The sequence below is a fragment of the Nocardioides sediminis genome, from assembly GCF_003047295.1.
Lineage (GTDB): Bacteria > Actinomycetota > Actinomycetes > Propionibacteriales > Nocardioidaceae > Nocardioides > Nocardioides sediminis.
Map to the genome: position 1 here is coordinate 94,459 of NZ_PZYZ01000006.1, position 23,741 is coordinate 118,199.

Annotated in this window: 25 protein-coding genes; 17 read left to right on the forward strand and 8 right to left on the reverse strand. The window is 73.8% G+C overall.

Annotated features, from left to right (window positions below; genetic code table 11):
• The first annotated feature begins 4 nt into the window (after positions 1-4).
• From DAI17_RS14560 to DAI17_RS14575, 4 genes are all read left to right on the forward strand, one after another.
• Positions 5-988, forward strand: a complete 984-nt coding sequence (locus tag DAI17_RS14560; RefSeq protein WP_199905141.1) for a glycosyltransferase family 2 protein — start codon at positions 5-7, stop codon at positions 986-988.
• Positions 985-2,718 (forward strand): glycosyltransferase, encoded by a 1,734-nt coding sequence (locus DAI17_RS14565; protein ID WP_159081560.1) that lies wholly within the window; start codon positions 985-987, stop codon positions 2,716-2,718. Before DAI17_RS14560 ends, DAI17_RS14565 begins: the two co-directional genes overlap by 4 nt.
• Positions 2,715-4,238: a glycosyltransferase gene (locus tag DAI17_RS14570; protein WP_159081561.1), complete on the forward strand. Its 1,524-nt coding sequence runs from the start codon at positions 2,715-2,717 to the stop codon at positions 4,236-4,238. Before DAI17_RS14565 ends, DAI17_RS14570 begins: the two co-directional genes overlap by 4 nt.
• Before the next feature lie 115 nt (positions 4,239-4,353).
• Positions 4,354-4,896, forward strand: coding sequence for a flavodoxin domain-containing protein (locus DAI17_RS14575; protein ID WP_107773935.1), 543 nt, complete (start codon positions 4,354-4,356; stop codon positions 4,894-4,896).
• Positions 4,897-4,914: 18 nt separating this feature from the next.
• Here the strand turns inward: DAI17_RS14575 and DAI17_RS14580 are convergent, their stop codons facing one another.
• Complete coding sequence (locus DAI17_RS14580; protein WP_159081562.1) at positions 4,915-5,892, reverse strand: DUF2157 domain-containing protein; 978 nt, start codon at positions 5,890-5,892, stop codon at positions 4,915-4,917.
• Positions 5,893-6,033: 141 nt separating this feature from the next.
• On the opposite strand from DAI17_RS14580, the gene DAI17_RS14585 reads away from it, so the two are divergent.
• On the forward strand, positions 6,034-6,735 hold the full coding sequence (locus DAI17_RS14585; RefSeq protein ID WP_107773937.1) for an LppX_LprAFG lipoprotein: 702 nt from the start codon (positions 6,034-6,036) through the stop codon (positions 6,733-6,735).
• The gene (locus DAI17_RS14590) at positions 6,732-8,507 is read left to right on the forward strand and encodes an MFS transporter (protein WP_107773938.1); all 1,776 of its coding nucleotides are present in this window, start codon (positions 6,732-6,734) and stop codon (positions 8,505-8,507) included. Before DAI17_RS14585 ends, DAI17_RS14590 begins: the two co-directional genes overlap by 4 nt.
• 20 nt (positions 8,508-8,527) lie before the next feature.
• Here DAI17_RS14590 and DAI17_RS14595 read toward each other — a convergent pair whose 3' ends face one another.
• Positions 8,528-8,998 carry a universal stress protein gene (locus tag DAI17_RS14595; RefSeq protein ID WP_107773939.1) on the reverse strand — a complete coding sequence of 157 codons (471 nt, stop codon included), beginning with the start codon at positions 8,996-8,998 and terminating at the stop codon, positions 8,528-8,530.
• A 193-nt stretch (positions 8,999-9,191) separates the two neighbouring features.
• Here DAI17_RS14595 and DAI17_RS14600 point away from each other — a divergent pair, with 193 nt between their 5' ends.
• Positions 9,192-9,635, forward strand: a complete 444-nt coding sequence (locus tag DAI17_RS14600; protein ID WP_107773940.1) for an SRPBCC family protein — start codon at positions 9,192-9,194, stop codon at positions 9,633-9,635.
• A gap of 20 nt (positions 9,636-9,655) precedes the next feature.
• Here DAI17_RS14600 and DAI17_RS14605 read toward each other — a convergent pair whose 3' ends face one another.
• Both DAI17_RS14605 and DAI17_RS14610 read right to left on the reverse strand, forming a co-directional pair.
• Entirely contained in the window at positions 9,656-10,858 is a 1,203-nt protein-coding gene (locus tag DAI17_RS14605) for a nucleotide sugar dehydrogenase (RefSeq protein ID WP_267894730.1), read from the reverse strand.
• 19 nt (positions 10,859-10,877) lie between these two features.
• Positions 10,878-12,035 carry a MalY/PatB family protein gene (locus DAI17_RS14610; protein ID WP_107773942.1) on the reverse strand — a complete coding sequence of 386 codons (1,158 nt, stop codon included), beginning with the start codon at positions 12,033-12,035 and terminating at the stop codon, positions 10,878-10,880.
• Between the two features lie 102 nt (positions 12,036-12,137).
• Between DAI17_RS14610 and DAI17_RS14615 the strand changes: the two genes are divergently transcribed.
• Positions 12,138-12,563: a pyridoxamine 5'-phosphate oxidase family protein gene (locus DAI17_RS14615; protein ID WP_107774133.1), complete on the forward strand. Its 426-nt coding sequence runs from the start codon at positions 12,138-12,140 to the stop codon at positions 12,561-12,563.
• A gap of 30 nt (positions 12,564-12,593) precedes the next feature.
• Positions 12,594-12,734, forward strand: a complete 141-nt coding sequence (locus tag DAI17_RS21310; protein ID WP_199905142.1) for a hypothetical protein — start codon at positions 12,594-12,596, stop codon at positions 12,732-12,734.
• 19 nt (positions 12,735-12,753) lie between these two features.
• Here the strand turns inward: DAI17_RS21310 and DAI17_RS14620 are convergent, their stop codons facing one another.
• Positions 12,754-14,871 (reverse strand): PP2C family protein-serine/threonine phosphatase, encoded by a 2,118-nt coding sequence (locus tag DAI17_RS14620; RefSeq protein WP_107773943.1) that lies wholly within the window; start codon positions 14,869-14,871, stop codon positions 12,754-12,756.
• A gap of 224 nt (positions 14,872-15,095) precedes the next feature.
• Between DAI17_RS14620 and DAI17_RS21035 the strand changes: the two genes are divergently transcribed.
• Positions 15,096-15,233, forward strand: a complete 138-nt coding sequence (locus DAI17_RS21035; RefSeq protein ID WP_159081563.1) for a hypothetical protein — start codon at positions 15,096-15,098, stop codon at positions 15,231-15,233.
• Between the two features lie 96 nt (positions 15,234-15,329).
• Here the strand turns inward: DAI17_RS21035 and DAI17_RS14625 are convergent, their stop codons facing one another.
• Positions 15,330-15,590, reverse strand: coding sequence for a hypothetical protein (locus DAI17_RS14625; protein ID WP_107773944.1), 261 nt, complete (start codon positions 15,588-15,590; stop codon positions 15,330-15,332).
• A complete protein-coding gene (locus DAI17_RS14630; RefSeq protein WP_107773945.1) occupies positions 15,587-16,267 on the reverse strand; it encodes a VOC family protein in 681 nt (226 codons plus the stop codon). Before DAI17_RS14630 ends, DAI17_RS14625 begins: the two co-directional genes overlap by 4 nt.
• Positions 16,268-16,367: 100 nt before the next feature.
• Between DAI17_RS14630 and DAI17_RS14635 the strand changes: the two genes are divergently transcribed.
• Positions 16,368-16,865 (forward strand): nitroreductase/quinone reductase family protein, encoded by a 498-nt coding sequence (locus DAI17_RS14635; RefSeq protein WP_107773946.1) that lies wholly within the window; start codon positions 16,368-16,370, stop codon positions 16,863-16,865.
• 28 nt (positions 16,866-16,893) lie between these two features.
• Positions 16,894-17,895: a beta-ketoacyl-ACP synthase III gene (locus DAI17_RS14640; protein ID WP_107773947.1), complete on the forward strand. Its 1,002-nt coding sequence runs from the start codon at positions 16,894-16,896 to the stop codon at positions 17,893-17,895.
• On the opposite strand, the gene DAI17_RS14645 is transcribed toward DAI17_RS14640, so the two are convergent.
• The gene (locus tag DAI17_RS14645; RefSeq protein ID WP_107773948.1) at positions 17,873-18,523 is read right to left on the reverse strand and encodes a DUF998 domain-containing protein; all 651 of its coding nucleotides are present in this window, start codon (positions 18,521-18,523) and stop codon (positions 17,873-17,875) included. The genes DAI17_RS14640 and DAI17_RS14645 overlap by 23 nt on opposite strands.
• A 173-nt stretch (positions 18,524-18,696) precedes the next feature.
• On the opposite strand from DAI17_RS14645, the gene DAI17_RS14650 reads away from it, so the two are divergent.
• From DAI17_RS14650 to DAI17_RS14670, 5 genes are all read left to right on the forward strand, one after another.
• Positions 18,697-19,584, forward strand: a complete 888-nt coding sequence (locus DAI17_RS14650; RefSeq protein ID WP_107773949.1) for a trypsin-like serine protease — start codon at positions 18,697-18,699, stop codon at positions 19,582-19,584.
• Positions 19,585-19,602: 18 nt separating this feature from the next.
• Positions 19,603-20,262: a pentapeptide repeat-containing protein gene (locus DAI17_RS14655; RefSeq protein ID WP_159081564.1), complete on the forward strand. Its 660-nt coding sequence runs from the start codon at positions 19,603-19,605 to the stop codon at positions 20,260-20,262.
• A 52-nt stretch (positions 20,263-20,314) separates the two neighbouring features.
• Positions 20,315-22,225, forward strand: a complete 1,911-nt coding sequence (locus DAI17_RS21570) for a helix-turn-helix domain-containing protein (protein ID WP_107773951.1) — start codon at positions 20,315-20,317, stop codon at positions 22,223-22,225.
• Positions 22,226-22,296: 71 nt separating this feature from the next.
• Positions 22,297-23,091, forward strand: coding sequence for a mycothiol-dependent nitroreductase Rv2466c family protein (locus DAI17_RS14665; protein WP_199905143.1), 795 nt, complete (start codon positions 22,297-22,299; stop codon positions 23,089-23,091).
• Positions 23,088-23,741 carry a maleylpyruvate isomerase family mycothiol-dependent enzyme gene (locus DAI17_RS14670; protein WP_107773952.1) on the forward strand — a complete coding sequence of 218 codons (654 nt, stop codon included), beginning with the start codon at positions 23,088-23,090 and terminating at the stop codon, positions 23,739-23,741. Before DAI17_RS14665 ends, DAI17_RS14670 begins: the two co-directional genes overlap by 4 nt.

Consider the following 23,741-nt stretch of genomic DNA (forward strand, 5'->3'; position numbering starts at 1 on the left):
GCCCGTGCCGCCCACCACCCCGGACATCCCCTCCCTGGAGGGGCTCGCCGACTACGACGTCACGTGGCCGTGGACCCGCGGGGAGCACTCCACCCCCGGGATCACCTGCGTCTTCCGGGTGCGCAACGAGGCCCGCAACCTGCCCTGGGTGCTGCCGCCGATCCTCTCCGCGGTCCAGCACGTGCTGCTGGTCGACAACGGCTCGACCGACGGCACGCTCGAGGTCGCCGAGCAGATCGCCGCCGACCTCGGCGCACGCGACCGCTTCACGGGCATGACCTACCCGCACGCCGTGGCCCGCGCGGGCGGCGAGCACCTCGCCACCCCGGCCACGTCCGTGCACTCGCTGACGCACTTCTACAACTGGTGCTTCAGCCACGTGCGCACGGCGTACTCCATGAAGTGGGACGGCGACATGGTGCTCACGCCCGAGGGCGCGGGCATCCTGCGCGACCTCTCCTGGCAGCTCGAGACCACCCGGACGATCGTGTCCATGCCGCGCCACCCGCTCACCGTGGTCGACGAGCGGACCGGCTGGCTGGACCTGTCGCTGCGCTTCCTCGAGCCGTGGGTCTATCCCATGGGTCCGGACTTCACGTTCGTGAAGGCCTTCGACTGGGAGCTGCGCGAGTATCCCGCGGACGTCGAGCGCCTCGTCCTCCAGCAGGGCCTGTGCGTGGAGGTCAAGTGGCTCGACGCCGACGAGTACGCCCACTGGCGCACGGACGGCATCGACTTCACCAACACCCGCCTCTACCGCAAGCTGCGCGAGTTCGAGGTCGACGAGGCGATCCGCTCGGGCCGCGCCGAGGAGCTCGGCGGGCTCGTGCGCGTCGACGCACCCGCGGGTGTCCACATCATCGACCACGTCACGCGCACCTGGCTGCGCCAGCAGCCGCGACCGCTGGTCAAGCACAGCCTCCCCGCGTCGCTGCGGGAGCGGACGGTGCGTGACCGACCCGCCGGCGAGCAGGAGGCCCAGCGATGAGCATGTCGTTCTCCGGTCATCCCCTCGATGGCTTCACCTCCCCCGAACCCCTCCTGGTCATCGGTGACGACGCGTCCGCCGCCGACCTGGCACCGGCCGGTGCCACGTTCACGACCCTGGCAGGCACCACCGACATCGGCCGCGGCTGGAAGTCGGTCCTGTGGACGACCGCCGACCGTGCGTCGCTCCGCCGGAACGCGTCCCGGATCAGCCGGGTCGGCCAGACCCGCGTCGTCGCCCTCTGGCTCACCGACGCCACCGAGCCGCTCGTCGTCGTGCCGCGCCCCGAGTGGCCCGCCCTCACCTCGCTCATGGCCCGTGAGGCGGGCCGCGGCGTGCTCACCGTGCTCCGCTTCGCCCAGCCGGTCGGCGCCCACGTGGTCCTCACCGAGCTGGCCCGCCAGGCCGTTCCCGGCGTCGACACCGCCCACGGCGGTGTCGTCGTCGCGTACGCCGGGCGCGAGCCCGCCGCGGGCCTCGACGTGCGCACGCAGCTCCTCTCCGACCCCGCGGAGGCGGCCGACGAGGAGGTCGTGGTGCCGGCCGACGTGGTCGTGACCGACGGAGCCCTGCAGGAGATACCCGTCCACCACGTCATCGACCGCGCACCGACCCTGGTCACCGACCCCGGCCTCGAGCCGGTCGACGAGATGGTGGTCAACCCGCGCGGCTGGCGCAAGGAGTGGACCGAGCCGGTCCGCGACCTCGCACCGGACCAGGCCGTCACCGAGGCCGCGATCGCCGCCCTGCGCGACGTGCAGGGCCTTCGCGTCGACCTCACCACCGCCGACCCGTGCGTCGTCGCCCGGCTCGCCGCGGCCGGCGTACCCCTCCTCACCTCCGGCGCCAGCCCGGTCCTGGGCACGACCCTGCAGCACGCGCTCGAGGCACAGCCGGACCTCGACGACGCCCTCGCCCGCGAGGAGCACAGCGTCACCGTGCGGCGGGCCGCGCTCCTCGAGCACTCCACCGTCGCCTGGCGCGGACGCCTGGCCGCGCGCGCCGGGGTCCGGCACGTCGCCCGCCCTCAGGTCAGCGTCCTGCTCACCACGATGCGTCCCCACCAGCTCGACTTCGCGCTGCGCCAGCTCGCCCGCCAGCGCGACGCCGACTTCGAGCTCGTGCTGGCCACCCACGGCTGGGAGGCCGACGAGGCCCAGGTGCGTGCGGCCCTCCCCGGCCGCGAGGTCGTGCTGGTCCCGCGCGGCACGGACACCTTCTTCGGTTACGTCCTCAACGACGCCTTCGAGGCGGCGTCCGGCGACGTGCTCCTCAAGGTCGACGACGACGACTGGTACGGCCCGCACGCGGTGGTCGACCTGCTCCTCGCCCGTCGCTACAGCGGCGCCGACGTGGTCGGGATGCCGAGCGAGTTCGTGCACCTCGCCGAGCTCGGGATCACCACCCGCCGCAACCACCCGACCGAGATCTTCAACCGGTTCGTCGCCGGCGGCACGATCATGGCCGACCGGGAGGTCGTGCGCAGCGTTGGCGGCTTCCGGCCCGTCCGCAGGTTCGTCGACGCCCAGCTGTTGAGCGGGATCGAGGCCGCGGGCGGCCGCATCTACCGCACCCACGGCCTCGGCTACGTCCTCCGACGCCTCGCGTCCGGCCACCACACGTGGCAGGTCGAGGCCGACTCCTTCCGCAAGGAGGGCATCGTGGACCGCGAGTGGACCGGGTTCCACGCGAGCCGCGAGCTCGAGGCCGACGAGCGGGACCTGCCGTGACCCAGCCCGTGTCCCGGCGCCGCGACCAGCCCGTCGTACGACGCAACGAGTGGGGCGTCCTGTCCCCTCCGGCCGTCGGAGCGTGGACCCCGACCCGGACCGTCACGGTCGTGGTGCCGGCGTACAACTCCGGCCGCACCCTCCCGCACGTGCTCGCCGGCCTGGCCGCGCAGACCTATCCCGCGCACCTGACCGAGGTGGTGGTCTCCGACGACGGCAGCACCCCGCCGGTCGTGCTGCCCGAGGTCGTGCCCGACAACACCCGGGTCGTGCGCGTCGAGCAGGGCTGGGGCTGCGCCGGCGCGTGCGAGGTCGCCGGGCGCGCGAGCGAGGGCGAGCTCCTCTACTTCGTCGACGCCGACATGCTGCTGTGGCCCGACCACCTCGAGGCCCAGCTGCGCTGGCTCCACGAGGTCGACTACGCCGTGGTGGCGGGGACCAAGCGGTTCGTCGACCCCGAGCGGGTGCTCGCCCAGGACCCCGCGACCACCCGCGACCAGGTCGCCACTGGCGAGGTCGGCACCCTGTGGGACTGGGACGAGGCCGAGCCGCACCGGTGGGTCGAGGGCATGTGGCGGCGTACCGACGACCTCACCCAGGCCGGCCCGCGCGCCTTCCGCTCCTTCGTCGGCGCGACGTTCGCGCTCTCCCGCGACCTCCTCGACGCGGCCGGCGGCTGGGACACCTCGCTGCGCCTCGGCGAGGACATGGAGCTCGGTCACCGGCTCGGCGAGGCCGGCGGCCTGCTGATCCCCGAGCACGGGGCGCGGTCCTGGCACCTCGGTCGCTCCCACGTGATGGAGCGGCGCGAGCAGGTCAACCGCTACAACGACGCCTACCTCGCCAACCTCGTCCCGGGCATGCGGCCCAAGCGCAACGCCCACGGCCGCCGCTACGAGGTCCCCTACCTCGAGGTCGTGCTCGCGATGACCGGGGACGCCGACGAGGTCATGGGCTGCGTCGACGCCGTCCTCGACTCCACCCTCGACGACCTGCGCGTCGTGCTGACCGGCGACTGGGCGGACCTCCACGAGGAGCGCATCCACCCGCTCGCCGACCCGCTGCTCGAGACCCGCATCGTGCACCGGACCTACCGCGACGACCAGCGCGTCGCCCTGCTGACCTCCCTGCCCGAGCGTCGTACCCGCTCCAGCCTGCGCCTCACCCTGGACTCGCCCGCCATGGCACCCACGCCCGGCGCGCTCCTCGCGCTGGCCGAGGACCTCGAGCGAACGCACGACGGCGCGCTGGTCATCGACGGCGTCGGTCGCCTCGAGCGCGTCGCCGCGCTCAGCCGGGCGACGTGGCTGGGGCTGGGCACCTCCGACGAGGCGCTGGACCGGGTCTACGGCGTACGCCGCCTCGCCGCCGCCGACGCCGGCTTCGTCCCGACCGCCGAGCGCGAGGTCCCGCGCTACGACGGCAAGCTCAAGAAGCCGGTGCCCTCCGAGCTCGGCGGGTCGGCCGACCAGCAGCCCGAGCACCGCGAGCGCCGCGGGATCTGGGGCCGGCTTCGCTGATCGCGGCCGTCCGGACGCTTGAGGACCTTCAGCACTGACGCACCCGCGAGGCACCTCCTAGCGTGGACGCGATGCCGTCCGGCCGGGACGGCGCTGACGACCTGGGGGTGTCGCCATGGCCAGGGTGCTGGTGGCGTACGGGACGAGCGAGGGCCAGACCGAGCGGATCGCCGAGGTGATCGGGGACGTGCTCCGCGACGCGGGGCACGAGGCGGCGGTCCTGGACGTCAACGACCTGGGTGGCGTGGTGCCCGAGGGGTACGACGCCGTGGTCCTCGGCGCGTCCATCCACATGGGCAAGCACGACAAGCACGTGGTGGCGCTCGCGCGCGACAACCTCGGCACCCTCGAGCGTCTCCCGTCGGCGTTCTTCTCCGTCAGCCTGGCGGCCCAGGGTGACCAGGCGGAGGCCGAGGGCTACGTCCGGCAGTTCGAGGAGGAGACCGGCTGGCACCCCGACCAGCGCGCCCTGTTCGGTGGCGCGCTGCTCTACACCCACTACGGGTTCCTCAAGCGGCGCATGATGCGCAGGATCGTCGCCGGCAAGCCCGGCGACCTCGGGGTCGACACCTCCCGCGACTACGTCTACACCGAGTGGGACGCGGTGCGGGCGTTCGCCGAGCACGTCGCGGCCGGGCTCGAGCCGGGGGCGGGCTGACCTCGACCGCCCGTCGCCTCACGACGGCGGGTTCGAGCCCTGGTGCCGGGCGACCCAGACGGCAGCCCCGACCAGCGCGCCGCCGGTCGCGAGCAGCGTGAGGGCGGCCGAGAGGCGGCCGGGGAACCACGCGTCGGCGGCGCGCGGCATCGTCCAGAGCAGGGTGATCGCGGCGACACCGAGCCAGGGCAGGCTGCGCTCCCACAGCGCCAGGACCGCCGCGGCGACCGCGGTCGCCAGCGCGAGCGCGATGCCCACGTCGGACGCCATCGTGATCGCACCCAGCACGCCACCCAGCACGCCGAAGGCGACCCCGGTGGTGCGCGGCTCGATCCTGCCGGCCCAGGAGAGCGCGGCCCAGCAGACGGCCACGAACCACACGAGGGCGCCGGGCCACGACGAGTCGGTCGAGGTGAGCTCCATGCCGACGCCCATGGCCGAGACCAGCAACGGCGCGAGCAGCGCCAGCTGCTGGAGCCACGTGTGGCGCACCCACCACAGGACGCCCGCGACGACCGCGGTCAGCGGGCCGACGACGACGAGGGCGTGCTCGTCGTACCGGTCCAGCACCTCGGTGGTGAAGACGGCGAAGAACCCGGCGCTGGCCCCCACGCCGAGGGCCCACAGCACCGAGCGCAACCGGCCCGCCGCCTCGCCGAGGCGGTCGGGCACGGCGAAGCCGGCACCGATGAGGGCCGCTGCCGTGGCGCCGATCAGGGCGAGCCGGAGCGGCACAGACAGGTCGGGCCAGAGCATCCCGGCCAGGATCCCCGCGCCGACCAGCATGACGACACCGCCGAGGTAGCCGAGCGCCTCGACGACCAGGGACGGACCGGCCTCCGGCGACCGCTGCACCGCCACCGCGGCGTGCGGTCGGCGCTGCTCCGCCTCGTGCTGCCGGATCGCGCGCGACTGCTCGGGCGTCACGAGTCCCGCCTCCACCCACTCCTCGAGGGCGTCGAGCACCGACGGCGACGGCTGACGTGTGTTCCTCATCGCTGCCTCCCAGGACGTGCGGCACGACGGGTCGTCCCGCACCTCCATGCTCGTCGCGCCGGTCGCCGTACACCATGTCCGAAAGCACCGTCCTCGGAGGACGTTGTCCCCGCATCGACCGCGGCCGTAGGCTCCGTCGCCATGGATCGGGTACGCCGCGGCGCCGCGGCACTGGCCGCGCTGGCGGCCCTGACGACGACGTTCGCGGCGTGCTCCGACGGCGGCGGGGAGGGGTCGGAGGAGACCCCCGAGGACGTGCTCGCCGCGGCCAAGGAGGCGCTCGACGAGACCAGCGGCGTGACCCTGTCGCTGACCACCCAGGAGCTCCCCGACGGCGTCGACGGCGTCCTGGACGCGACCGGGGTCGCCACCCGCGCACCGGCCTTCGAGGGGGACCTGGTCGTCCTGGTCAACGGGCTGGAGGTGGACGTGCCGGTGGTCTCGGTCGACTCCACGGTCTGGGCCAAGCTGCCGTTCACCCGCTCGTTCAGCAAGGTCAACCCGGCGGACTACGGCGCCCCGGACCCGGCGCGGCTGATGGACCCGGACAGCGGCCTGTCGTCCTGGCTCACCGCCGCGACCGGCGTCGAGGAGGGCGACCGGGTCCGCGACGGCGAGGTCGTGCTGAGCTCCTACACCGGGACGCTGCCCGGCCGCGTGGTCGACGCGTCGATCCCGAGCGCGGACGAGGACGCCACGTTCCCCGCCACGTTCCGGATCGACGAGGACGGCCGGCTCCGCGCCGTGGACGTCTCCGGCCCGTTCTACGGCCCGGAGGGCACGGTCGACTACACCGTCGGCGTGGACGACTACGGGACCGACCAGGACATCAGCGCCCCGTGACCGGGCCCGACGCCCCGGACCACGAGGTCGACCGGCGCAGCCGCGTCCTGCTCGGCCTGGCCGCCGTCGCGGTGGGCTTCGCCGCGGCCGACAACTACGTCGTCGTGCTCGCCCTGCCCGACATGATGGGGTCCGCAGGGCTGTCGGCGGAGGACCTGCAGCGGGCCGCCCCGATCATCTCCGGCTTCCTGCTCGGGTACGTCGCGATGCTGCCGCTCATCGGGCGCATCGCCGACGTCCGTGGCCGGTTGCCGGTGCTCGTCGGGTCGCTCGTGGTCTTCGCGCTCGGCTCGCTGGTGACGGCCACGGCCTACGACCTCACCACCGTGGTGGCCGGACGCCTCCTCCAGGGCGTCGGCGCCGGTGGCCTGCTGCCCCCGACCCTCGCGCTGGTGGCCGACCTCTACCCGCCCCGTCGCCGGGGCGTGCCGCTCGGCGTGGTCGGCGCCGTGCAGGAGCTGGGGAACGTGGTGGGGCCGGTGTACGGCGCCGTGGTGCTGGCGTTCGGGAGCTGGCGCACCATCTTCTGGATCAACCTGGCCGTCGGCCTCGTCCTGGCCGCCGCCCTCCGGCAACGAGCCGCCGGCACGACCCTCGAGCCCGTCGAGCGGCGCCGGGTCGACGTGCCGGGCCTGGTCCTGGCCGCCGCGGCCCTCGCCTGCCTGGTGCTGGTGATGGTCCAGCCCGCACGACTGCTGGCGGACGTGACGGCCGGGCTCGCCTTCCTCCCGGTGGCCGGGGACAGCCGGTGGCTCTCGCCCCTCGCGCTGGGTTGCTTCGCGCTGACCCTGCTGCTGGTGATCCGCTGCCTGACGGCCCGCGAGCCGTTGGTCGACGTCCGCTCCTGGCGAGGCACCCTGGCCGAGGTCGACCTCCCGGGTGCGTTCCTGCTCTCGACGGTGCTCGCGACGATCATCCTGGCCTTCGCCACCGCCGACCCCGAGGTGCAGGTGCTCTCGCCGGCCGGCCCGTGGCTGCTGGTGGTGGGCGCGGTGGCCGCCGTGCTCTTCTGGCTGCGCAACCGGTCCGTCCCCAACCCGCTGGTGCCGCCTCGCGCGGTGACCGCGACGCCGGCGTGGGGGGCGCTGGTGGTCAGCTTCTTCATCGGTGCGGCGGTGATCGCCGCCCTGGTGGACATCCCGATCTTCGCCCGCATCACGGTCCACAACGACTCGCAGCTGATGGCCGCGCTGGTGCTGCTGCGGTTCCTCGTCGGGCTCCCGGTGGGCGCGTTCCTGGGTGGGTGGCTGACCCATCGGATGGGCGCCGGGGTGGTGACCGCCCTCGGGATGGCGGTCTCCGCGGCCGGGTTCGGGTGGATGTCGCAGTGGCAGTTCGAGGCTCTGGAGAGCCCGGTGACGACGGTGCCGCTGGTCGCCGCCGGCCTGGGCATCGGCCTGGCGATGGCTCCGGTGAACGCCGCGCTGCTCTCGGCCACCGACCCCGGGGTCCACGGCCTGGCCAGCGCCCTGCTCATCGTGGCGCGCACGGTCGGCAAGCTGGTCGGCATCAGCGTGCTGACCACGATCGGGCTGCGACGCTACTTCGCCGCGCAGGCCGACCTGCCCGAGCCGATGGACGTCTGCGGGCCGGGTGACAGCCGGTGCGCGGAGTTCAGCCGGATCCTCCAGGACGCCGGGCTCGTCCAGCTGCAGACGATCTTCCTGGGTGCCGCCGCCTGCTGCGTCGCGGCCGGGCTGGTCGCGCTCGTCGTGTTCCGGCACGCCGACACCCGCGAGGTGCGGACGTCCCCCGTCGGTTCCGGCATCTGAGAGCGGGAGCCGACGGCGGCTCAGCCGACCCGCTCGGCCTTGCGGTCGCCGGGATCGTGGACGACCAGCACGCTCATCGGGGCGTGCACGGCGACGCGGGAGGAGACGCTGCCCCGCAGGAACCGTCGTACGCCGCCGAGACCGCGGCTGCCCACGACGACGAGGTCGGCGCCCTCCCGCTCGGCCACGTCGATGATCGCCGTGGCGGGGTCGTCACCCACCACGTGCCCCTCGCAGTCCACGCCGCGTCCCTGCAGCCGCAGCAGCGCCACCTGTTGCCGGGCCCTCGCGGCGGCGTCCGGGGCGTAGACGTCGCGGAACTCCTCCGGGAGCTGACGGAGGTGGTCGACGATCTCGGCGGTCGACACGGGGTGGACGGCCGTCACCACGTGGACCCTGCCGTCCGGGCCGACCTGGTCGGCCGCGGCGTCCACGGCGCGCTCGGCATTGCTCGAGCCGTCGTACCCGACGACCACGGTGCGGTATCCCATCAGGGGCTCCTCTCGAACACCCCACACCTACCACGCCCGGAGCAACGTGACCCGGGACGAAGGTCCCGGCCGTCGCCGCCGTCGCGGTCAGCGCCCGCCGGGGTCGGGACCATCTCCTCTGCTCCTCGAGGCGCCCGGCTCCCTAGCGTCGTACACGCAGGGCCGTCCACCCGAGAAGGAAGTGAGAGCAGACATGGCCACCCTGACGCGCAGCATCACCATCGACGCCCCGGTCGACACCGTGTTCGACGTCGCCCTGGACATCAGCCAGCTGTGGCGGGCGAAGGACGTCGCGCTGAGCGAGGTCGAGATCGTGCCCGGAGGCGTCGGCACGTCCGCGCGCCTCTACTCGCACCTGCTGGGGTTCCACCTCGAGGGCGGGGTCGAGTACATCGAGGTCGTCCCGGGCCAGCGCATCGTGGCCCAGGCCCACTGGTTCGCCGAGAAGCCGACGTGGACGTTCGAGTTCGAGCCCGCGGGCGACGGCACCATGGTCACGGCGCAGGGCGAGTGGGAGCTGAAGGTCCCGGTCGTGGGCAAGCCCATCGAGCGGATGATGGTCAAGGAGCACGAGCCCTTCGTCGAGGAGATGCTCGCCAACTTCAAGACGCTGGTCGAGGCTCGGAGCGCCGCCTGACGCCGCTCGGGGGTCGGGGCTCAGTCCGAGCCGAAGAGGTCGCGGGTGTAGACCCGCTCGGCGACGTCCTTGAGCTCCGGCACCATCCGGTTGGCGACGATCACGTCGGCCTGCTCCTTGAAGGCGTCGAGGTCGTCGACGACCTCCGAGCCGAAGAAGCGGCCGTCGGCGTCGAGGTGCTCGGCCCCGATCTCCGGCTCGTAGACGACGACCGGGATGCCCTTGGCCTTGATCCGCTTCATGATCCCCTGCACCGAGGACTCCCTGAAGTTGTCCGAGCCGGCCTTCATCAGCAGCCGGTGCACGCCGACGACCCGGGGCTTGCGGTCGATGATGTCGAAGGCGATGAAGTCCTTGCGCGTCGTGTTGGCGTCGACGATCGCGGAGATGAGGGTCTGCGGGACGTCGGAGTAGTTGGCGAGGAGCTGGCGGGTGTCCTTGGGCAGGCAGTAGCCGCCGTAGCCGAAGGACGGGTTGTTGTAGTGCGTGCCGATCCGCGGGTCGAGCCCGACGCCGTCGATGATCTGCCGCGTCGACAGCCCGTGCGAGAGCGCGAAGGAGTCGAGCTCGTTGAAGAACGCCACCCGCATCGCGAGGTAGGTGTTGGCGAAGAGCTTGATCGCCTCCGCCTCGGTCGGCTCGGTGAAGAGCGTGGGCACGTCGTCCTCGTCGGAGCCCTCGACGAGCAGCGCGGCGAAGCGGCGGGCCCGGTCGCTGTCCTCGCCGACGACGATGCGGGCGGGGTGCAGGTTGTCGTGCAGCGCCCGCCCCTCGCGCAGGAACTCGGGGCTGAAGAGCACGTTGTCGGTGCCCAGCCGGGCGCGGACGTCCTCGACGTAGCCGACCGGGATGGTCGACTTGATGACCATCGTCGCGTCCGGCGCCAGCCGCAGGACGTCGGCGACGACCGCCTCGACCGTGCCGGTGTTGAAGTAGTTGGTGACCGGGTCGTAGTTGGTCGGCGTCGAGATGATCACGAACTCGACGTCGGCGTAGGCCTCGGCGGCGTCCGTCGTGAAGGTCAGCGACAGGTCCTCCTCGGCGAGGAACCGGGAGATGTCCTCGTCGTGGATCGGGCTACGGCCCTCGCGGAGGACGTCGACCCGCTCCTTGTCGAGGTCGAGGCCGACGACGTCGTGGTGCCGGGCGAGGAGCACGGCCATCGACAGGCCGACGTACCCGAGTCCGGCGACGGCGATCCTGGTGCGGGGTTCGGTGGTCACGCGGCGAATCATGCCCGAGTCACGCTCCGAGTGCGGCGGCGATGCGGTGAACGATCTCGGTCAACCGCTCCGGGGACGTGGCGATGTTGAGCCGCACGTGCCCGCCCAGCCCCGGGTGGTAGTCGTGCCCGGGGGCGACCCTGACCCGGCCCTTCTCGAGCAGCACCTCCGCCGGGTCCCACCCCGCCGGGCCCGTGGGCGCATAGGCGCGCAGGTCGAGCCAGGCGAGGTACGTCGCCTCCAGCGGCCGCATCCCGGCCTCCGGCAGGTGGGTGGCCAGCAGCTCGCCGAGCAGCGTGCGCTGCCGGTCGAGCCGCTCGCGCAGCGCCGCCAGCCAGGGGTCGCCGTGCGTGTACGCCGCCACGGCGGCGACGACGCCGAGCGACGACCACGAGTCGTTGCGCGCCATCGGCGCGGCCACCAGCCGGTCGCGGGTCGCGTCGTCGCCGGCGACCACCTGCGCGCACTTGAGCCCGGCAGTGTTGAACGCCTTGGACGAGGCGACCACCGCCACCGCGTGGTCGGCGGCCCCGGGCAGGGACAGGTAGGGGACGTGCTCCCGGCCGGGCAGCACCAGGGGTGCGTGGATCTCATCGCTGATCACCCGCGCCCCGTGGGCCGTCACGACGTCACGGATGCCCTCGAGCTCGGCGCGACCGAAGACCCGACCCCACGGGTTGTGCGGCTGGGTGAGCAACAGCGTCCGGGCGCCGTCGGCGAGCAGCCGGTCGAGCCGGTCGAGGTCGATGACGCAGTGGTCGGCGTCCGGGTCGACGACCAGGTCCCACCGCTCGCGACCGGTGATCTGGGCGATCTCCAGCTGGGGGCTGTAGGCCGGGACCGGCATCACCATCGGGGCCGGGTCTGAGAGCACGTCGAGGGCGAGCCGGACCCCGGCGGTGACGTCGACGACCGGCATCACGTGGTCCGGGTCGACGCGGTGGCCGAAGTGCCGCAACGCCCACCCGGCGTACGCCTCGCCGAGCTCGCCGCCTGCCCCGACGGGCGGGTAGCCGGTCTGGCCGGCGTCGATCGCGGCGTGCAGCGCGTCGGTGACGACGTCCGCCGTGGCGTAGTCCATCTCCGCGACCCAGGCCGGGATCACGTCGGGGTCGACGACGCCCCACTTGAGGATCAGGGCGCGGCGGGCTTCGGCGTCGGTGAGGTCGCGGATCACCCTCCCGACCCTAGGCGCAGCCGGGTCCCGCGAGTCCTTGTGCGCGCGGGACCCACCGCCCTACGGTCGGCGCAGGACTTCGAGCGCAGGGGAGTGGTCGCCATGGACGAGGACGTCATCACCGAGCTGTCGCCCGAGGAGTGCTGGGAGATGCTGCGCGGCGAGGAGTTCGGGCGCCTCGCCTTCCGCATCGTCGACGAGGTCCACATCACCCCGGTCAACTACGCCGTGGACGGCGAGACGCTGCTCTTCCGCACCGCCGAGGGAACCAAGCTGCTCGCCGTCGTCATGGGGTCGCAGGTCGCGCTCGAGATCGACCGGTACGACGAGGAGTCGGCGCGCAGCGTCGTCGTCCGGGGGTCGGCGCGCCTGCTCCCCGAGGACGAGGCGCACCGCTCCGAGAACGTCCCGCTGCGGCCCTGGGTGCCGACGCTGAAGTACAACGTCGTCGAGATCACCCCGCAGGTCGTCTCCGGCCGGGCGTTCTCGCTCGCCCGCCCCTGGCTGCACCTGCGGCCGCACGACTGAGGCGCTTGGCGGGCCCGTTAGGTTCGAGCCATGGGAATGATGAAGAAGGTCGCCGCGCTCGGCATCGCCAAGAAGGTCTACGACGAGGCCCGCAAGCCGCACAACCAGGCCAAGATCAAGCAGGCCGTCCAGCAGCTCCAGGACCGCCGCAGCCAGTCCCGCCCCCGCTGACGCACCCGAGGTCCGTCGCTCAGCAGGCGTCGTCGGGGTCGTAGCAGGCCAGCAGCAGCGCCAGGTCGTCGTCGAGCGCGTGCCCGGCGGCCTCCTGGAGGGAGGACAGCAGGCCGTCCAGCGCGGTCGCGAACTCCGCCTGCCCCACCGTGGCCAGGAACGCCGTGGGGTCGACGAAGGCACCACTGGGTGAGCGCGCCTCGATCATCCCGTCGGTGAAGAGCAGCAGCCGGTCGCAGGGTGCGAGCTTGCCGCGACCGACCACCGGGTCCACGCCGAGCCCGAGCGGCGGCGAGTGGTCGAGCTCGACCGCCTCGACGTGACCCTGCGGGGTCATCAGGAACGGCGCGGGATGGCCGCACGAGACGACCGAGAAGGACCCGTCGTGCTCGATGTCGACGAGCAGGGCGGTGACGAAGTCCTCGGCGTCGAGCAGGTACGGCGGCAGCCGGTGGTCGATCTCGCGAGCCACGTGGGCGACGTCGCCGGGACCGGCGGCCGCTGCGCGGAACTCGCCGAGCACGACGGTCGCCGTACGGACCGCGGAGAGGCCCTTGCCCCGCACGTCGCCGACCAGCAGCCGCACCGTCGACGGACCGCGGACCACCTCGTAGAGGTCGCCGCCGACCTGCGCCTCGACGGCGGCGGAGCGGTAGCGCGCCGACAGCGCGACCGGGCCGGTGCGGGCCGGCGGCGTCGCGAGGATCGCGCGCTGCGCGGCCTCGGCGACCAGGGTGACGTCGGCCAGCCGCTCGGACTGCTGCTCGAACGCCGCCGCCGTGCTCAGCGCGACCGCCACCCGGTCGGCGACGGCCTCGAGGAAGGCGAAGTCCTCCTCGCTGTAGCGGCGGCCGGACTCGGCGTGGATCAGCGACAGCGCGCCGACGACACCCTCGTGCCCGACCAGGGGCACGACGATCGCGCTGGTGAGGCCCAGGCGCCGCAGGATCTCGAGGTGGTCCTCGTTGACGGCCGCGGCCTCGAGGAGCTCCGCGGGGATGAAGGGGAAGATCTCGCTCTGGCCGGTGGCGACGACGTGCGCCGCCCCGTTGGGGGAGTCCATGCGCGTGGGGAAGGCGCCGATGAGGCCGCGCGCCCACTCGGTGGTCGCCTCGTCGCGGTGCTGGACGCCGATGGTCTCGAGCCGGCCGTCACGCACCAGCTGGAGCACGCACCAGTCGGCGAACCGGGGCACGAGCAGCCGGCCCACCTCTGCGACGGTGGTGGCCATGTCGAGGCTGCGCGAGAGGCTCATCGACGCCTCGGCGAGCAGCACGGTGCGCTGCGTCGCGGCGTCGTAGTCCTGCAGCTCGGCGGCCCGCAGGACCGCGCTGGTCAGCGCGCCGGCCAGCGAGTGGAGGAAGCCGTCCTCGTGGACGGTGAAGAGGTCGGCGGGGAAGGTGATGGCCAGCAGCCCGTAGGTCGTGCCGTCCCGGTGCAGCGGGAGCAGGTGCAGGCTGCGGTCGGCCTCGTAGTAGCCGGCCAGGTCGGGGAAGGCGTCCTCGATCTCGCGGGTCGACCGGTAGTGCAGGTCCCTGTTCTCCCGCACCGCCTCCGAGCCCGGCGTGTCCGCCGAGAGCGGCACCTCCTGGTAGTGGTCGGCGGCGTCGCCGCTGCGGCCGTGCCACGTGACGGTCCGCAGCACGTCGTCGGCGTCGAGGGTGAGGACCATCGCCGAGGTGGCGCCCAGATTGCCGATCGCGTGCCCGAGGAAGCCGTCGGCGACCTCCTTGACGGTGCGGGCGCCGGTGAGCTCCACGGCCAGCGCGTCGAGCACGCGCTGCGCGAGGGTCGTCGTACGGGCCAGGCGCTCGCGCCGGCGGGTGTTGGCGGTGGCCGCCAGGAGCGCCAGGCCGCAGATGAGCACGCAGGTGGCGAAGCGGACCGCCCACTCGCGCTCGCCGAGGTTGTCGTTCCACACCCCGGACGCGACTGACGCGGTCAGGGCCAGGCCGGTCACGACCGCCGTACGACGCGGGTCGGCGTTGATCGCGGTGAGGACGGCGGCGCCCGCGTAGACCCCGTTGATCTGTCGGCCGAGCACGACGTCGACCGCGATCATGACGCCGAGCAGCAGCACGCCCGCGAGCAACCACAGGTTCTCGGGGTCGGTTCGCGCTCGGGTCGGTGTGGTCACGGGTCCTCGGCTCTGGGGGGTGCGCCCCCACCGAGGACGGTCGAGGGCGCGAGAGGGTGATGACCGTCAGGGAAAACGATAAGTCGCCGCGACCCCGGCTCGCTGGGCTTCTGCACAACCTGCTAGTGCGGGGTATCCCACAGCCCCGCGGGCGACTCCTCAGGCGCGCCCCGCAGGGGTGGGCGGGCATTGCCATCGCCCCGGACCGGGGGTAGGGCTGGAGGATGACCAGCACCCCGATCGAGCCCGAGTCCGACCCGCAGATCGTGCCGTCAGGCGACCCCGGCATGGACCCGGTCCAGCCGGACGAGCAGCCGGACGCGCCCATCCCGGAGGCCAACCCCTCCGACGGCAGCGCCTGAGCCACGTGTCGCCACGGGTGTCGGAGTCACCGCTTCAGCGGGGAATCTGGCGCATGCAGGCCGATACTTCGGCCAGCAACCGTCGAGGTCCCCGCTTCAGCGGTGATCGCGACAGGTCCGCTCGCGCAGCCACGCGGTGGTGCCGGCCGCCATGCCTCGGGACTTCGGGGTGTGCTCGACCGGACTGACGATCAGCGCGGCGTCGTCGGGCAGCGACCACTTCAGCGCGTGGAAGACGACCGAGAGGGTCTCGTCGCTCTCGAGGAGGAGCAGCCCCGGCGCGATCGCGCGCGCCTCGTGCCACGGCCCGTCGAGGTCCTCCGGCGGCTCGGTGGTCCAGGCGAGGAAGACGCTCACGAGGCGGTCGGCGGGAACACGCAGAACTCGTTGCCCTCCGGGTCGGCCAGCACCGTCCAGTGCGGCTGGTCCCACAGGTGCGTCGCGCCGCGTGCGAGGAGCTCGGGGACCAAGCCCTTGACGTCCCAGTGCACCCGGTTGGGCTCGGTGCGCGGCTCGGGGACCGGCGCGAAGTCGAGCGTCATCCGGTCGTCCACCGCGACGCCGGTGAGCGTCCAGACGTCGTGCTCGGGCTGGTACGCCGGCTCGGCACCGAAGGCCTCGCCCCACCAGCGGGCCTGCGCCTCGGGGTCCCGGCAGTCGATGCCGATCCCGTGGAGGCGGTAGTCGGGCAGCTCGCCGGGGCGGCGTACGAACGCGCAGAACTCGTTGCCCTCCGGGTCGGCCATCACCGTCCACCCGCGGCCGGTCTCCGACGAGGGGGCGAGCACGGTGGCGCCGAGGGCGACCAGGGCCTCCACGGAGGAGCAGTAGACGTCGAGGTGGACGCGGTTCTTGACGCGGTGCGGGCGGTCGACGGGGTTGACCCACAGCGTGTGCCGGGGCGTCGGCCCGTGCAGGCGGGCGGGGGACTCGACGTCCGCGAGCTCCAGGCCGCTGACCGAGGACCAGAATTGCGACTGGGTCTCGACGTCGACCGCATCGATGCACAGGTCCTGCCAGGTCACGAGGCTCACAGGGGCAGTCAATCAGGATGGTGCCGTCGGTCAAGGGGGAGACGACAGCCCGTGACCTCTGGCCCTGTCGGCGGCCGTCGCGGACATCCACGCTGGGGGCATGACGGCTCCGAGCGCGCAGCGGCGGAAGGCGAGGCTCCCGCCCCGGTGGTTCGTCGTGGGCTTCTGGCACGGCCACCGGGCGCTGCTGCGCCTGACCGGCGGCCGGTTCGGGCTCTGGCGGCCCAAGCCCGGCAAGTGGGGGACCCTCAGGCTCACCACGACGGGCCGGCGCAGCGGCGAGCCGAGGCAGGTCGTCGTCGGCTACTACGAGGACGGTCCGAACCTGGTCACGATGGCGATGAACGGCTGGGCGCCCGCCGAGCCGGCCTGGTGGCTCAACCTGCAAGCGCACCCGGACGCCGTCGTCGAGACCCGCGAGGGTCGGCGCGAGGTCCGCGCCCACGCGGCGCAGGGCGAGGAGCGGGCACGGCTCTGGTCGCGGTGGGCCGAGATCGACGAGAACCTCGAGGAGTACGCCGCCCGCAGGCCGACCGAGACCGCCGTCGTCGTCCTCGCGCCGCGGGAGCCCGGAGGCCCGGCTGCGCCGATGGGCTGAGGTACGGCGACCGGCCTATGCTCGAACGATGACCATCCAGCAGACCAACGAGCTCACCCACGCGGCGATGCTGGGCCTCGGCGTCCACCGCCCCGAGCGGGTCGTCACCAACGACGAGATCTGCGAGGTGCTCGACTCCTCCGACGAGTGGATCCAGACCCGCTCGGGCATCCGGACCCGGCGCTTCGCCGGTCCCGACGAGAGCCTCATCGACATGGCGACCGCCGCGGCCGAGCGCGCCCTCGCCGCGGCGGGCGTGAGCGCCGACCAGCTCGGCTGCGTCATCGTGGCCACCTCGACGCACCCGGAGCACACCCCCGCCTCGGCGCCGCAGGTCGCGACGAGGTTGGGCGTGACCACGGCGGCGTTCGACGTCTCGGCCGGGTGTGCGGGCTTCTGCCACGCGCTCAACCTGGCGTCCTCGCTGGTCCGCTCCGGCGCGGAGAGCCACGTGCTGGTCATCGGGGTCGAGCAGCTGAGCCGGTTCATGGACCCGACCGACCGGGGCACGGCGTTCATCTTCGCCGACGGCGCCGGCGCCGTCGTGGTGGGACCGGCGGAGGCGGCCGGCATCGGACCCACGGCCTGGGGGTCGGACGGGTCGCAGGCCAACGTCATCACGCAGACCCCGAGCTGCCTCGGCGGGCACGGCTCGGGTGCCGACCACCCGGTCGTGCAGATGGAGGGCACGGCGGTCTTCCGCTGGGCGCCGTTCGCGATGGCGGAGGTGGCGCACGAGGCGCTCAAGGGCGCGGGGATCTCGGTGGAGGACCTCGACGCCTTCATCCCCCACCAGGCCAACCTGCGCATCACCCAGACGCTGTGCCGCAACATCAAGCTGCCCGAGTCCGTGGCCGTCGCGACCGACGTCGTCGACTCGGGCAACACCTCGGCCGCGTCCGTGCCGCTGGCGATGGACGCGATGCTGCGGTCCGGCGAGGCCAAGGCCGGGGACACCGCGCTGCTCATCGCCTTCGGGGCGGGCCTGTCCTACGCCGGACAGGTCGTCACGCTGCCCCCGCACGAGTAGCCGGACGGGGCCGGTGCGGCCACGCGACCGCGGCCACGCCGAACAGCACGGGCCACAGCGCCAGCCGCTCGAGTGCGCCCGCCGCGACCCCGTCCTCCCCGGAGAGCACGAAGCCGACGGCCGCCGCGGCCGTGACGACGCCGGTGGCTCGCAGGACCCGGGCCAGCCGGGGCCGGTCCTCCCGGACCCGGGCCGAGAGCACGAGCAGCGCGAGCGGCTGGGCGACGAACAGCGGCGTCGCCGCGGCGGCGTGCAGCGCGGCGTCCTGGTCCAGGGGCGCGAGGCCGGTGGCCACCGAGCTCAGCCCGGACACCACGAGCAGGCCCGTCGCCCACGTCCCCAGCGGCCGCGCGAGCAGCAGCGCACCCCCGGCGAGCAGCAGCCCGAAGCCCACGAAGGACCCGTTCATCACCTCGTGCCGCGGGGAGCAGTACGCCGCCGAGCAGCCGACCTCGCCGAGCCTGCTCACCGAGTCCGCGACGAAGCTGTAGCCGCCCGTCGTCGCGGCGGCCGCGACGTACTCCGTCGCGATGTACGCCGGTCGCACGACCAGGGCGAGGGCACCCAGGCCCATGACGGTCCGGGCGCGGGACCCGCCGGCGGTCGGTCGCGTCGTGGCTCGGTGCACCGGGTCACCGTAGGCGGTGGCGCCGCACGACCGCCCGTGGCGCCGGACACAACCCGCCGAACCACCCACGAGGGTGCGTGTTCCGCCGTAGCATTCGGCGCGGGCTGGGGGGTCCACCCGAGACGTCTGACGAGCCGGAACGCGCTGGGCGCCCCGGCTGGAGGAGGAGCACCATGCGCAAGATCCTGGTCCTGATGGCGGGCCTGATGATGGCCGCGACCGTGACCGCACCCCCGGCGGCGGCGATCACCGGCGACTTCGTCGAGGACTTCGAGCACCCCTACGTCGGCCTGGTCGCCCTCTACGACGAGGACGGCGCCTACCTCCAGCGCTGCTCCGGCACCCTGCTGTCCTCCACCGTGTTCCTCACCGCGGGGCACTGCACGTCCGAGGAGACCGGCGCGGCGTCCGCCCGGGTCTACTTCCAGCAGGACGCGGGCGCCAACTACGACCCCGCGCTCGACCTCGACCCGGTGTCGGGCTACCCGGAGTACTGCGCCGAGGGGACGGAAGACGTCTGCGCCACCTCCTCGGGCGAGCTCCACAACCTCGGATGGAGCCGATCCGCGGCCCTCCCGGACAGCGGCGACGCCGGCCTCGTCATCCTGGAGGAGCCGATCCGGCTGGAGGAGTACGGCGCCCTCGCCGCGGCCGGCACGCTCGACGCCCTCTCCACCCGTCGCGGCCAGCAGGACCTGACCTTCACGGTCAGCGGCTACGGCCTGTCCGACAGCAACGCCGTCTCGTCCGTCTCCTACCGGGAGCGGCTGATGGCCGAGTCGCGGCTGACCAACCTGCGCAGCCACATCACCGACGGCTACAACCTCCAGACCAACGGCAACGGGTCCGGCCGCGGCGGCACCTGCTCGGGCGACTCGGGCGGCCCCGTGTTCCAGGGCGGCTTCGAGAGCAACCTGGTCGTCGCCATCACCTCCTTCGGCCAGAACCCCTACTGCGGCGGCGCCGACTTCGGCTACCGCACCGACCGCCAGGAGGTGCTCGACTGGATCCGCGCTACGGTCGGCGAGGACCTCTGGGCGGAGATCGAGGTCATCGGCTGACGACCTGAGGAGGTGCCCGTGCCGCGGTCACGCACCACCACGCAGGCACCCCGGATCGACCCGATCGCCTTCGGCGCCCTCGCCGAGGGCGACCCCGACCGGCTGGAGCGCGACGCCGACCTCGAGTCGGTCCAGTACGCCGACCTGTCGCTCGGCAGCCTCGACCTGCCGGGGGCGCTCGTGTCCTCGTCCCGGTTCGACAACGTCTCCGCGCACGAGACCGACCTCAAGGGCGCCCGTCTGGTCGAGGTCGAGCTCGACCGGGTCAACCTCCCGGTCGTCCGGGCCGCCCGCGGCCAGTGGCGCGACGTCCGGGTCACCGGCCGGCTCGGGTCCCTGGAGGCCTACGAGTCCCAGTGGCGCGGGGTGCACTTCGTCGGCTGCAAGCTCAGCTTCGTCAACCTGCGGGGGGCCGAGCTGCTCGACGTCGCGTTCACCGACTGCCTCATCGAGGAGCTCGACCTCGTCAGCGCCTCCGCCCGGCGGATCCGCGTGGAGGGCTGCCGGGTGGCGCGCCTCAACGTCCAGCACGCCCGGCTGGTCGACGTCGACCTGCGCGGCGCGACGCTCGAGTCGATCGACGGGGTCACGGGCCTCCAGGGGGCGACGATCAGCCCCGAGCAGCTCATGACGGTCGCTCCGCTACTGGCGGAGGGCGTCGGCATCCGGGTGGAGTAGCGCCCACGCGCCGTCCATTGCCCCGGAGGCACCGGGGCGTCACACTCCGGACATGACCACCGCGGGCGCGGACGACCCGGTCATGGACCGGCTGCTCGACGTGGCCGCGGCCTGCGGCCCCCGGTTCCGCCTCGACGTCGTCGCGGAGGTCGTCGCGGACCTCCTCGGGACGGACCAGCGCGAGGGTCTCGCCGCGGTGGACCGTGCGGTCCGGGCCGGCCTCGTGGTGGTCGCCCCCGGCACCGGCGAGGCCTGGTTCGCCGACGAGCGCGCCCACCGGGCGGTCGAGGAGCGGATCACGGTGTCGGGGCGGGCCGACCTCCACCGGCGGATCGCCGCGGCGCTGGGGTCCGACCCCGACGCCGACCACGGCGAGGTCGCACGCCACCTGGCGGCCGCCGTCGCGGCGACCGTGGACCCGGAGGAGCGGGCCCGCCTCCAGGTCCGCCTCGCCTCCGCGGCCCTGCGCGGCGGCGACCTCGCCACCGCCCGGGCCGCAGCGCGGGCGGGGATCGCGGCCGCGCGGCGTACGTCCGCGACCGACCTGCTCGCAGAGGCCGCGACGACCCTGTGGCCGGTGGGCGAGGCCACCTGGGACGGCGACCTCCACCAGTGGTGCACCGAGGCGCTCGCCGTCCCGGGACTCTCGCAGGAGACCCGGGTGCGGCTGCTCGCGCGCCGGACCCAGGCGGCGGCCTACTGCGGACGCTGGGCCGAGGCGCTCGCCGCGAGCGCGGACTGCGTACGCCGCGCCGAGGCGCTCGGGCAGGTCGACCTGCTCGTCGAGGCGCTCACCGCCCGGCAGCTGGCGACGAGCGGTCCCGACGACGTCGAGGAGCTGGGTCGGCTGGCCGACCGGATGATCGACCTCGGCGAGTCCACCGGGCGCGCGGAGGTCGAGATGTGGGGGCGCCTGTGGCGCATCGACGCCCTGTGGTTCGGCGGTGACGTCGCGGGGGTCGCGGCCGAGACCAGCCGGCTCGCGAGCTGCGTCGGTCGGGTCGGCGGGCCCTACGCGGAGTGGCACCTGCTGCTGGCGCGGGCGTCGCTGGCGGCGGCGCGGGCCGAGTACGACGCGGCCGAACGCCTGGCCGAGGAGGCGGTGACGCACTTCGAGGGGATCGGCCATCCGGCGGCACACGGCGCTGCTGTGTCGATGGGGTTGTGGCTGGGCCACTACCGCGGGCCCTCCGACGTCCTCCTCGAGCCCGAGGCGTGGGACTTCGGCCCCGACGTGCGCTGGGCCCTCTTCGCCGTCCTCGCCCGGGCGTTCGTGCTCGTCGACAGCGGCCGGGTCGACGAGGCGGCCGCGCTCTACCAGCGCTGCGGCGCGCCACAGCAGTGGGAGGTGCCTCCGATGGCCCGGCTGCTGGTGCCCGCCCTCAGCGCCCGGGTCGCCGCCGCCGTCGGCGCCACGGACGACGTCCGCTGGCTGCGCGACCGGCTCGAGCCCTACCGAGGCCGGTACGTCGTCGGCGGCGCCGGCGCGTCGAGCTTCTTCGGACCGGTCGAGCTGGCGCTCGGTGCCTGCGCGAGCGCCCTCGGGGACTGGGAGGCGGCCCGCGCGGACCTGGGCCGGGCGAGCGCCCTGTGCCGCGAGATCGGGGCGCCCGGCCTCCGGGTGGAGGCCGACTGCCTGCTCGCCGAGGCCCTGGACCGGTCGGGCGACCCGGCCGCCGCGAGCACCCTCGCCGCGGAGACGGTGGCGCTCGCCCGCACGCTGGGGATGCCGCCGTGGGTGGAGCGGCTCGAGCGCCTGGCCGGCGCCGGCGACCCGCTGAGCCCCCGCGAGCGCGAGATCGCCGGCCTGGTCGCGGACGGGCTGAGCAACCGGGAGATCGCGGCGAGGCTGGTCATCTCCGAGCGCACCGCGGAGAACCACGTCCAGCACGTCCTGCGCAAGCTCGGCCTCGCCAACCGGGCCCAGGTCGCGGCCTGGGTGACGCGGAGCCGGGGCCGTTGAGCAGCCGATGAGTACCGCGATGAGTGGTTCGCACGATGCGGGCGCCGCCCCGCGTCGCGAGGCTGGACGACATGGACACCCACGACACGGACATGAGCGGCCGGGGATCCGACCTGGCGCTGTGGGAGCGCGCGACCACGTCGTACTGGAGGACGGTCAGGGGCACGGCACCGCCGCCGGGCTCGAACCAGCGCACCGAGGCCGCCCGCGCCCGGAACCGGGTCGCGGCGGGCGCCGGCGCGGCCACGGTCGACCTCTTCGTCGACCCGGTCTGCCCCTACACCTGGATCGTCGCGTGCTGGCTGCGCGAGGTCGCCCGGCACCGGGAGGTGGACGTGCGCCACCACCCGATGAGCCTGCACCTCCTCAACGAGGGCGGCGTGCTCGACGGGCGCTACGCCTCGGTGATCGGGCCCTCGCGGGTGGCGACAGCGGTGGCGGTGCAGCACGGCTCCGACGCCCTCCGTGCCTGGCACGAGGCGTTCGGGAGCAGCATCTTCGACCGCTGGCGCCACCCGGAGCCGCGGGAGTACCGAGTCGCCTCGCTCGACGCACTCGTCGCGGCCGGACTGTCGACCGACCTGGTGGAGGCGGCGGAGGGCGACGACCACGACGAGGAGCTGCGCCGCCGGACCGAGGAGGCCGTCCGCCCGGTCGGGTACGACGTCGGCACCCCGATCGTCCACCTCGACGGGGTCGCCTTCTTCGGCCCGATCCTCAACGCCGTACCCCTCGGCAACGCGGCGCTCCGGCTCTTCGACGGGATGCGGCTGGTGGTCGGGAGCCCTGAGTTCTTCGAGCTGAAGCGCACCCGCACGTCACCCCCGGACGTGGTGTACCGACCGGACGGCAAGGAGCGGTCATGAACGACGACGAGTTGTGGGCCGCGATCGACGTCCAGCGGCTGCGCACGGTCGACGTGCTCGAGGCGCTGACGCCACGAGAGTGGGAGCGGCCCTCGTTGTGCGCCGGCTGGACGGTCCGCGACGTGGCCGCCCACCTGACCCTCCAGCAGCTGACGCTCGGCTCGGCCCTCCGCGGCGCCCTGCGGCACCCGGGCAGCGTCAACCACGTCATCAACGCGACCGCCCGCGACCGTGCGAGCCTCCCGACCGACAGGATCGTCGCGGAGATCCGCGGCACGGTGGGCTCGCGCCGGCACAACGTCGGGCTCACGCCCCACGAGACGCTCATCGACATCGTCGTCCACGGGCAGGACATCGCCGTCCCGACGGGCCACCCGCTCGAGGTCCCGCCCGAGGTCGCCGCGACCGCTGCCTCCCGGGTCTGGGCCGACCGCGGCACCCGCAAGGCGAAGGTCTTCACGGCCCTGCCGTCCGATGGGCTCCGGCTCGCCGCGACCGACACCGACTGGTCCGTGGGGGAGGGGCCGGAGGTGCGCGGGCCCGTGCTGGCGCTGCTCCTCCTGCTCACCGGCCGGACGGTCGTGCTGCCGCAGCTCGAGGGCGAGGGGGCGGCCGCGCTCGGCGAGCGGCTCGCGGCCGCCCGGCACTAG

Excerpts from the sequence above, each read along its gene's own strand:
- DAI17_RS14565 (WP_159081560.1), top strand. The coding sequence starts at position 985 with ATGAGCATGTCGTTCTCCGGTCATCCCCTCGATGGCTTCACCTCCCCC.
- DAI17_RS14575 (WP_107773935.1), top strand. The coding sequence starts at position 4,354 with ATGGCCAGGGTGCTGGTGGCGTACGGGACGAGCGAGGGCCAGACCGAG.
- DAI17_RS14580 (WP_159081562.1), bottom strand. The coding sequence starts at position 5,892 with ATGAGGAACACACGTCAGCCGTCGCCGTCGGTGCTCGACGCCCTCGAG.
- DAI17_RS14585 (WP_107773937.1), top strand. The coding sequence starts at position 6,034 with ATGGATCGGGTACGCCGCGGCGCCGCGGCACTGGCCGCGCTGGCGGCC.
- DAI17_RS14595 (WP_107773939.1), bottom strand. The coding sequence starts at position 8,998 with ATGGGATACCGCACCGTGGTCGTCGGGTACGACGGCTCGAGCAATGCC.
- DAI17_RS14600 (WP_107773940.1), top strand. The coding sequence starts at position 9,192 with ATGGCCACCCTGACGCGCAGCATCACCATCGACGCCCCGGTCGACACC.
- DAI17_RS14615 (WP_107774133.1), top strand. The coding sequence starts at position 12,138 with ATGGACGAGGACGTCATCACCGAGCTGTCGCCCGAGGAGTGCTGGGAG.
- DAI17_RS21310 (WP_199905142.1), top strand. The coding sequence starts at position 12,594 with ATGGGAATGATGAAGAAGGTCGCCGCGCTCGGCATCGCCAAGAAGGTC.
- DAI17_RS21035 (WP_159081563.1), top strand. The coding sequence starts at position 15,096 with ATGACCAGCACCCCGATCGAGCCCGAGTCCGACCCGCAGATCGTGCCG.
- DAI17_RS14635 (WP_107773946.1), top strand. The coding sequence starts at position 16,368 with ATGACGGCTCCGAGCGCGCAGCGGCGGAAGGCGAGGCTCCCGCCCCGG.
- DAI17_RS14640 (WP_107773947.1), top strand. The coding sequence starts at position 16,894 with ATGACCATCCAGCAGACCAACGAGCTCACCCACGCGGCGATGCTGGGC.
- DAI17_RS14650 (WP_107773949.1), top strand. The coding sequence starts at position 18,697 with ATGCGCAAGATCCTGGTCCTGATGGCGGGCCTGATGATGGCCGCGACC.
- DAI17_RS21570 (WP_107773951.1), top strand. The coding sequence starts at position 20,315 with ATGACCACCGCGGGCGCGGACGACCCGGTCATGGACCGGCTGCTCGAC.
- DAI17_RS14665 (WP_199905143.1), top strand. The coding sequence starts at position 22,297 with ATGGACACCCACGACACGGACATGAGCGGCCGGGGATCCGACCTGGCG.
- DAI17_RS14670 (WP_107773952.1), top strand. The coding sequence starts at position 23,088 with ATGAACGACGACGAGTTGTGGGCCGCGATCGACGTCCAGCGGCTGCGC.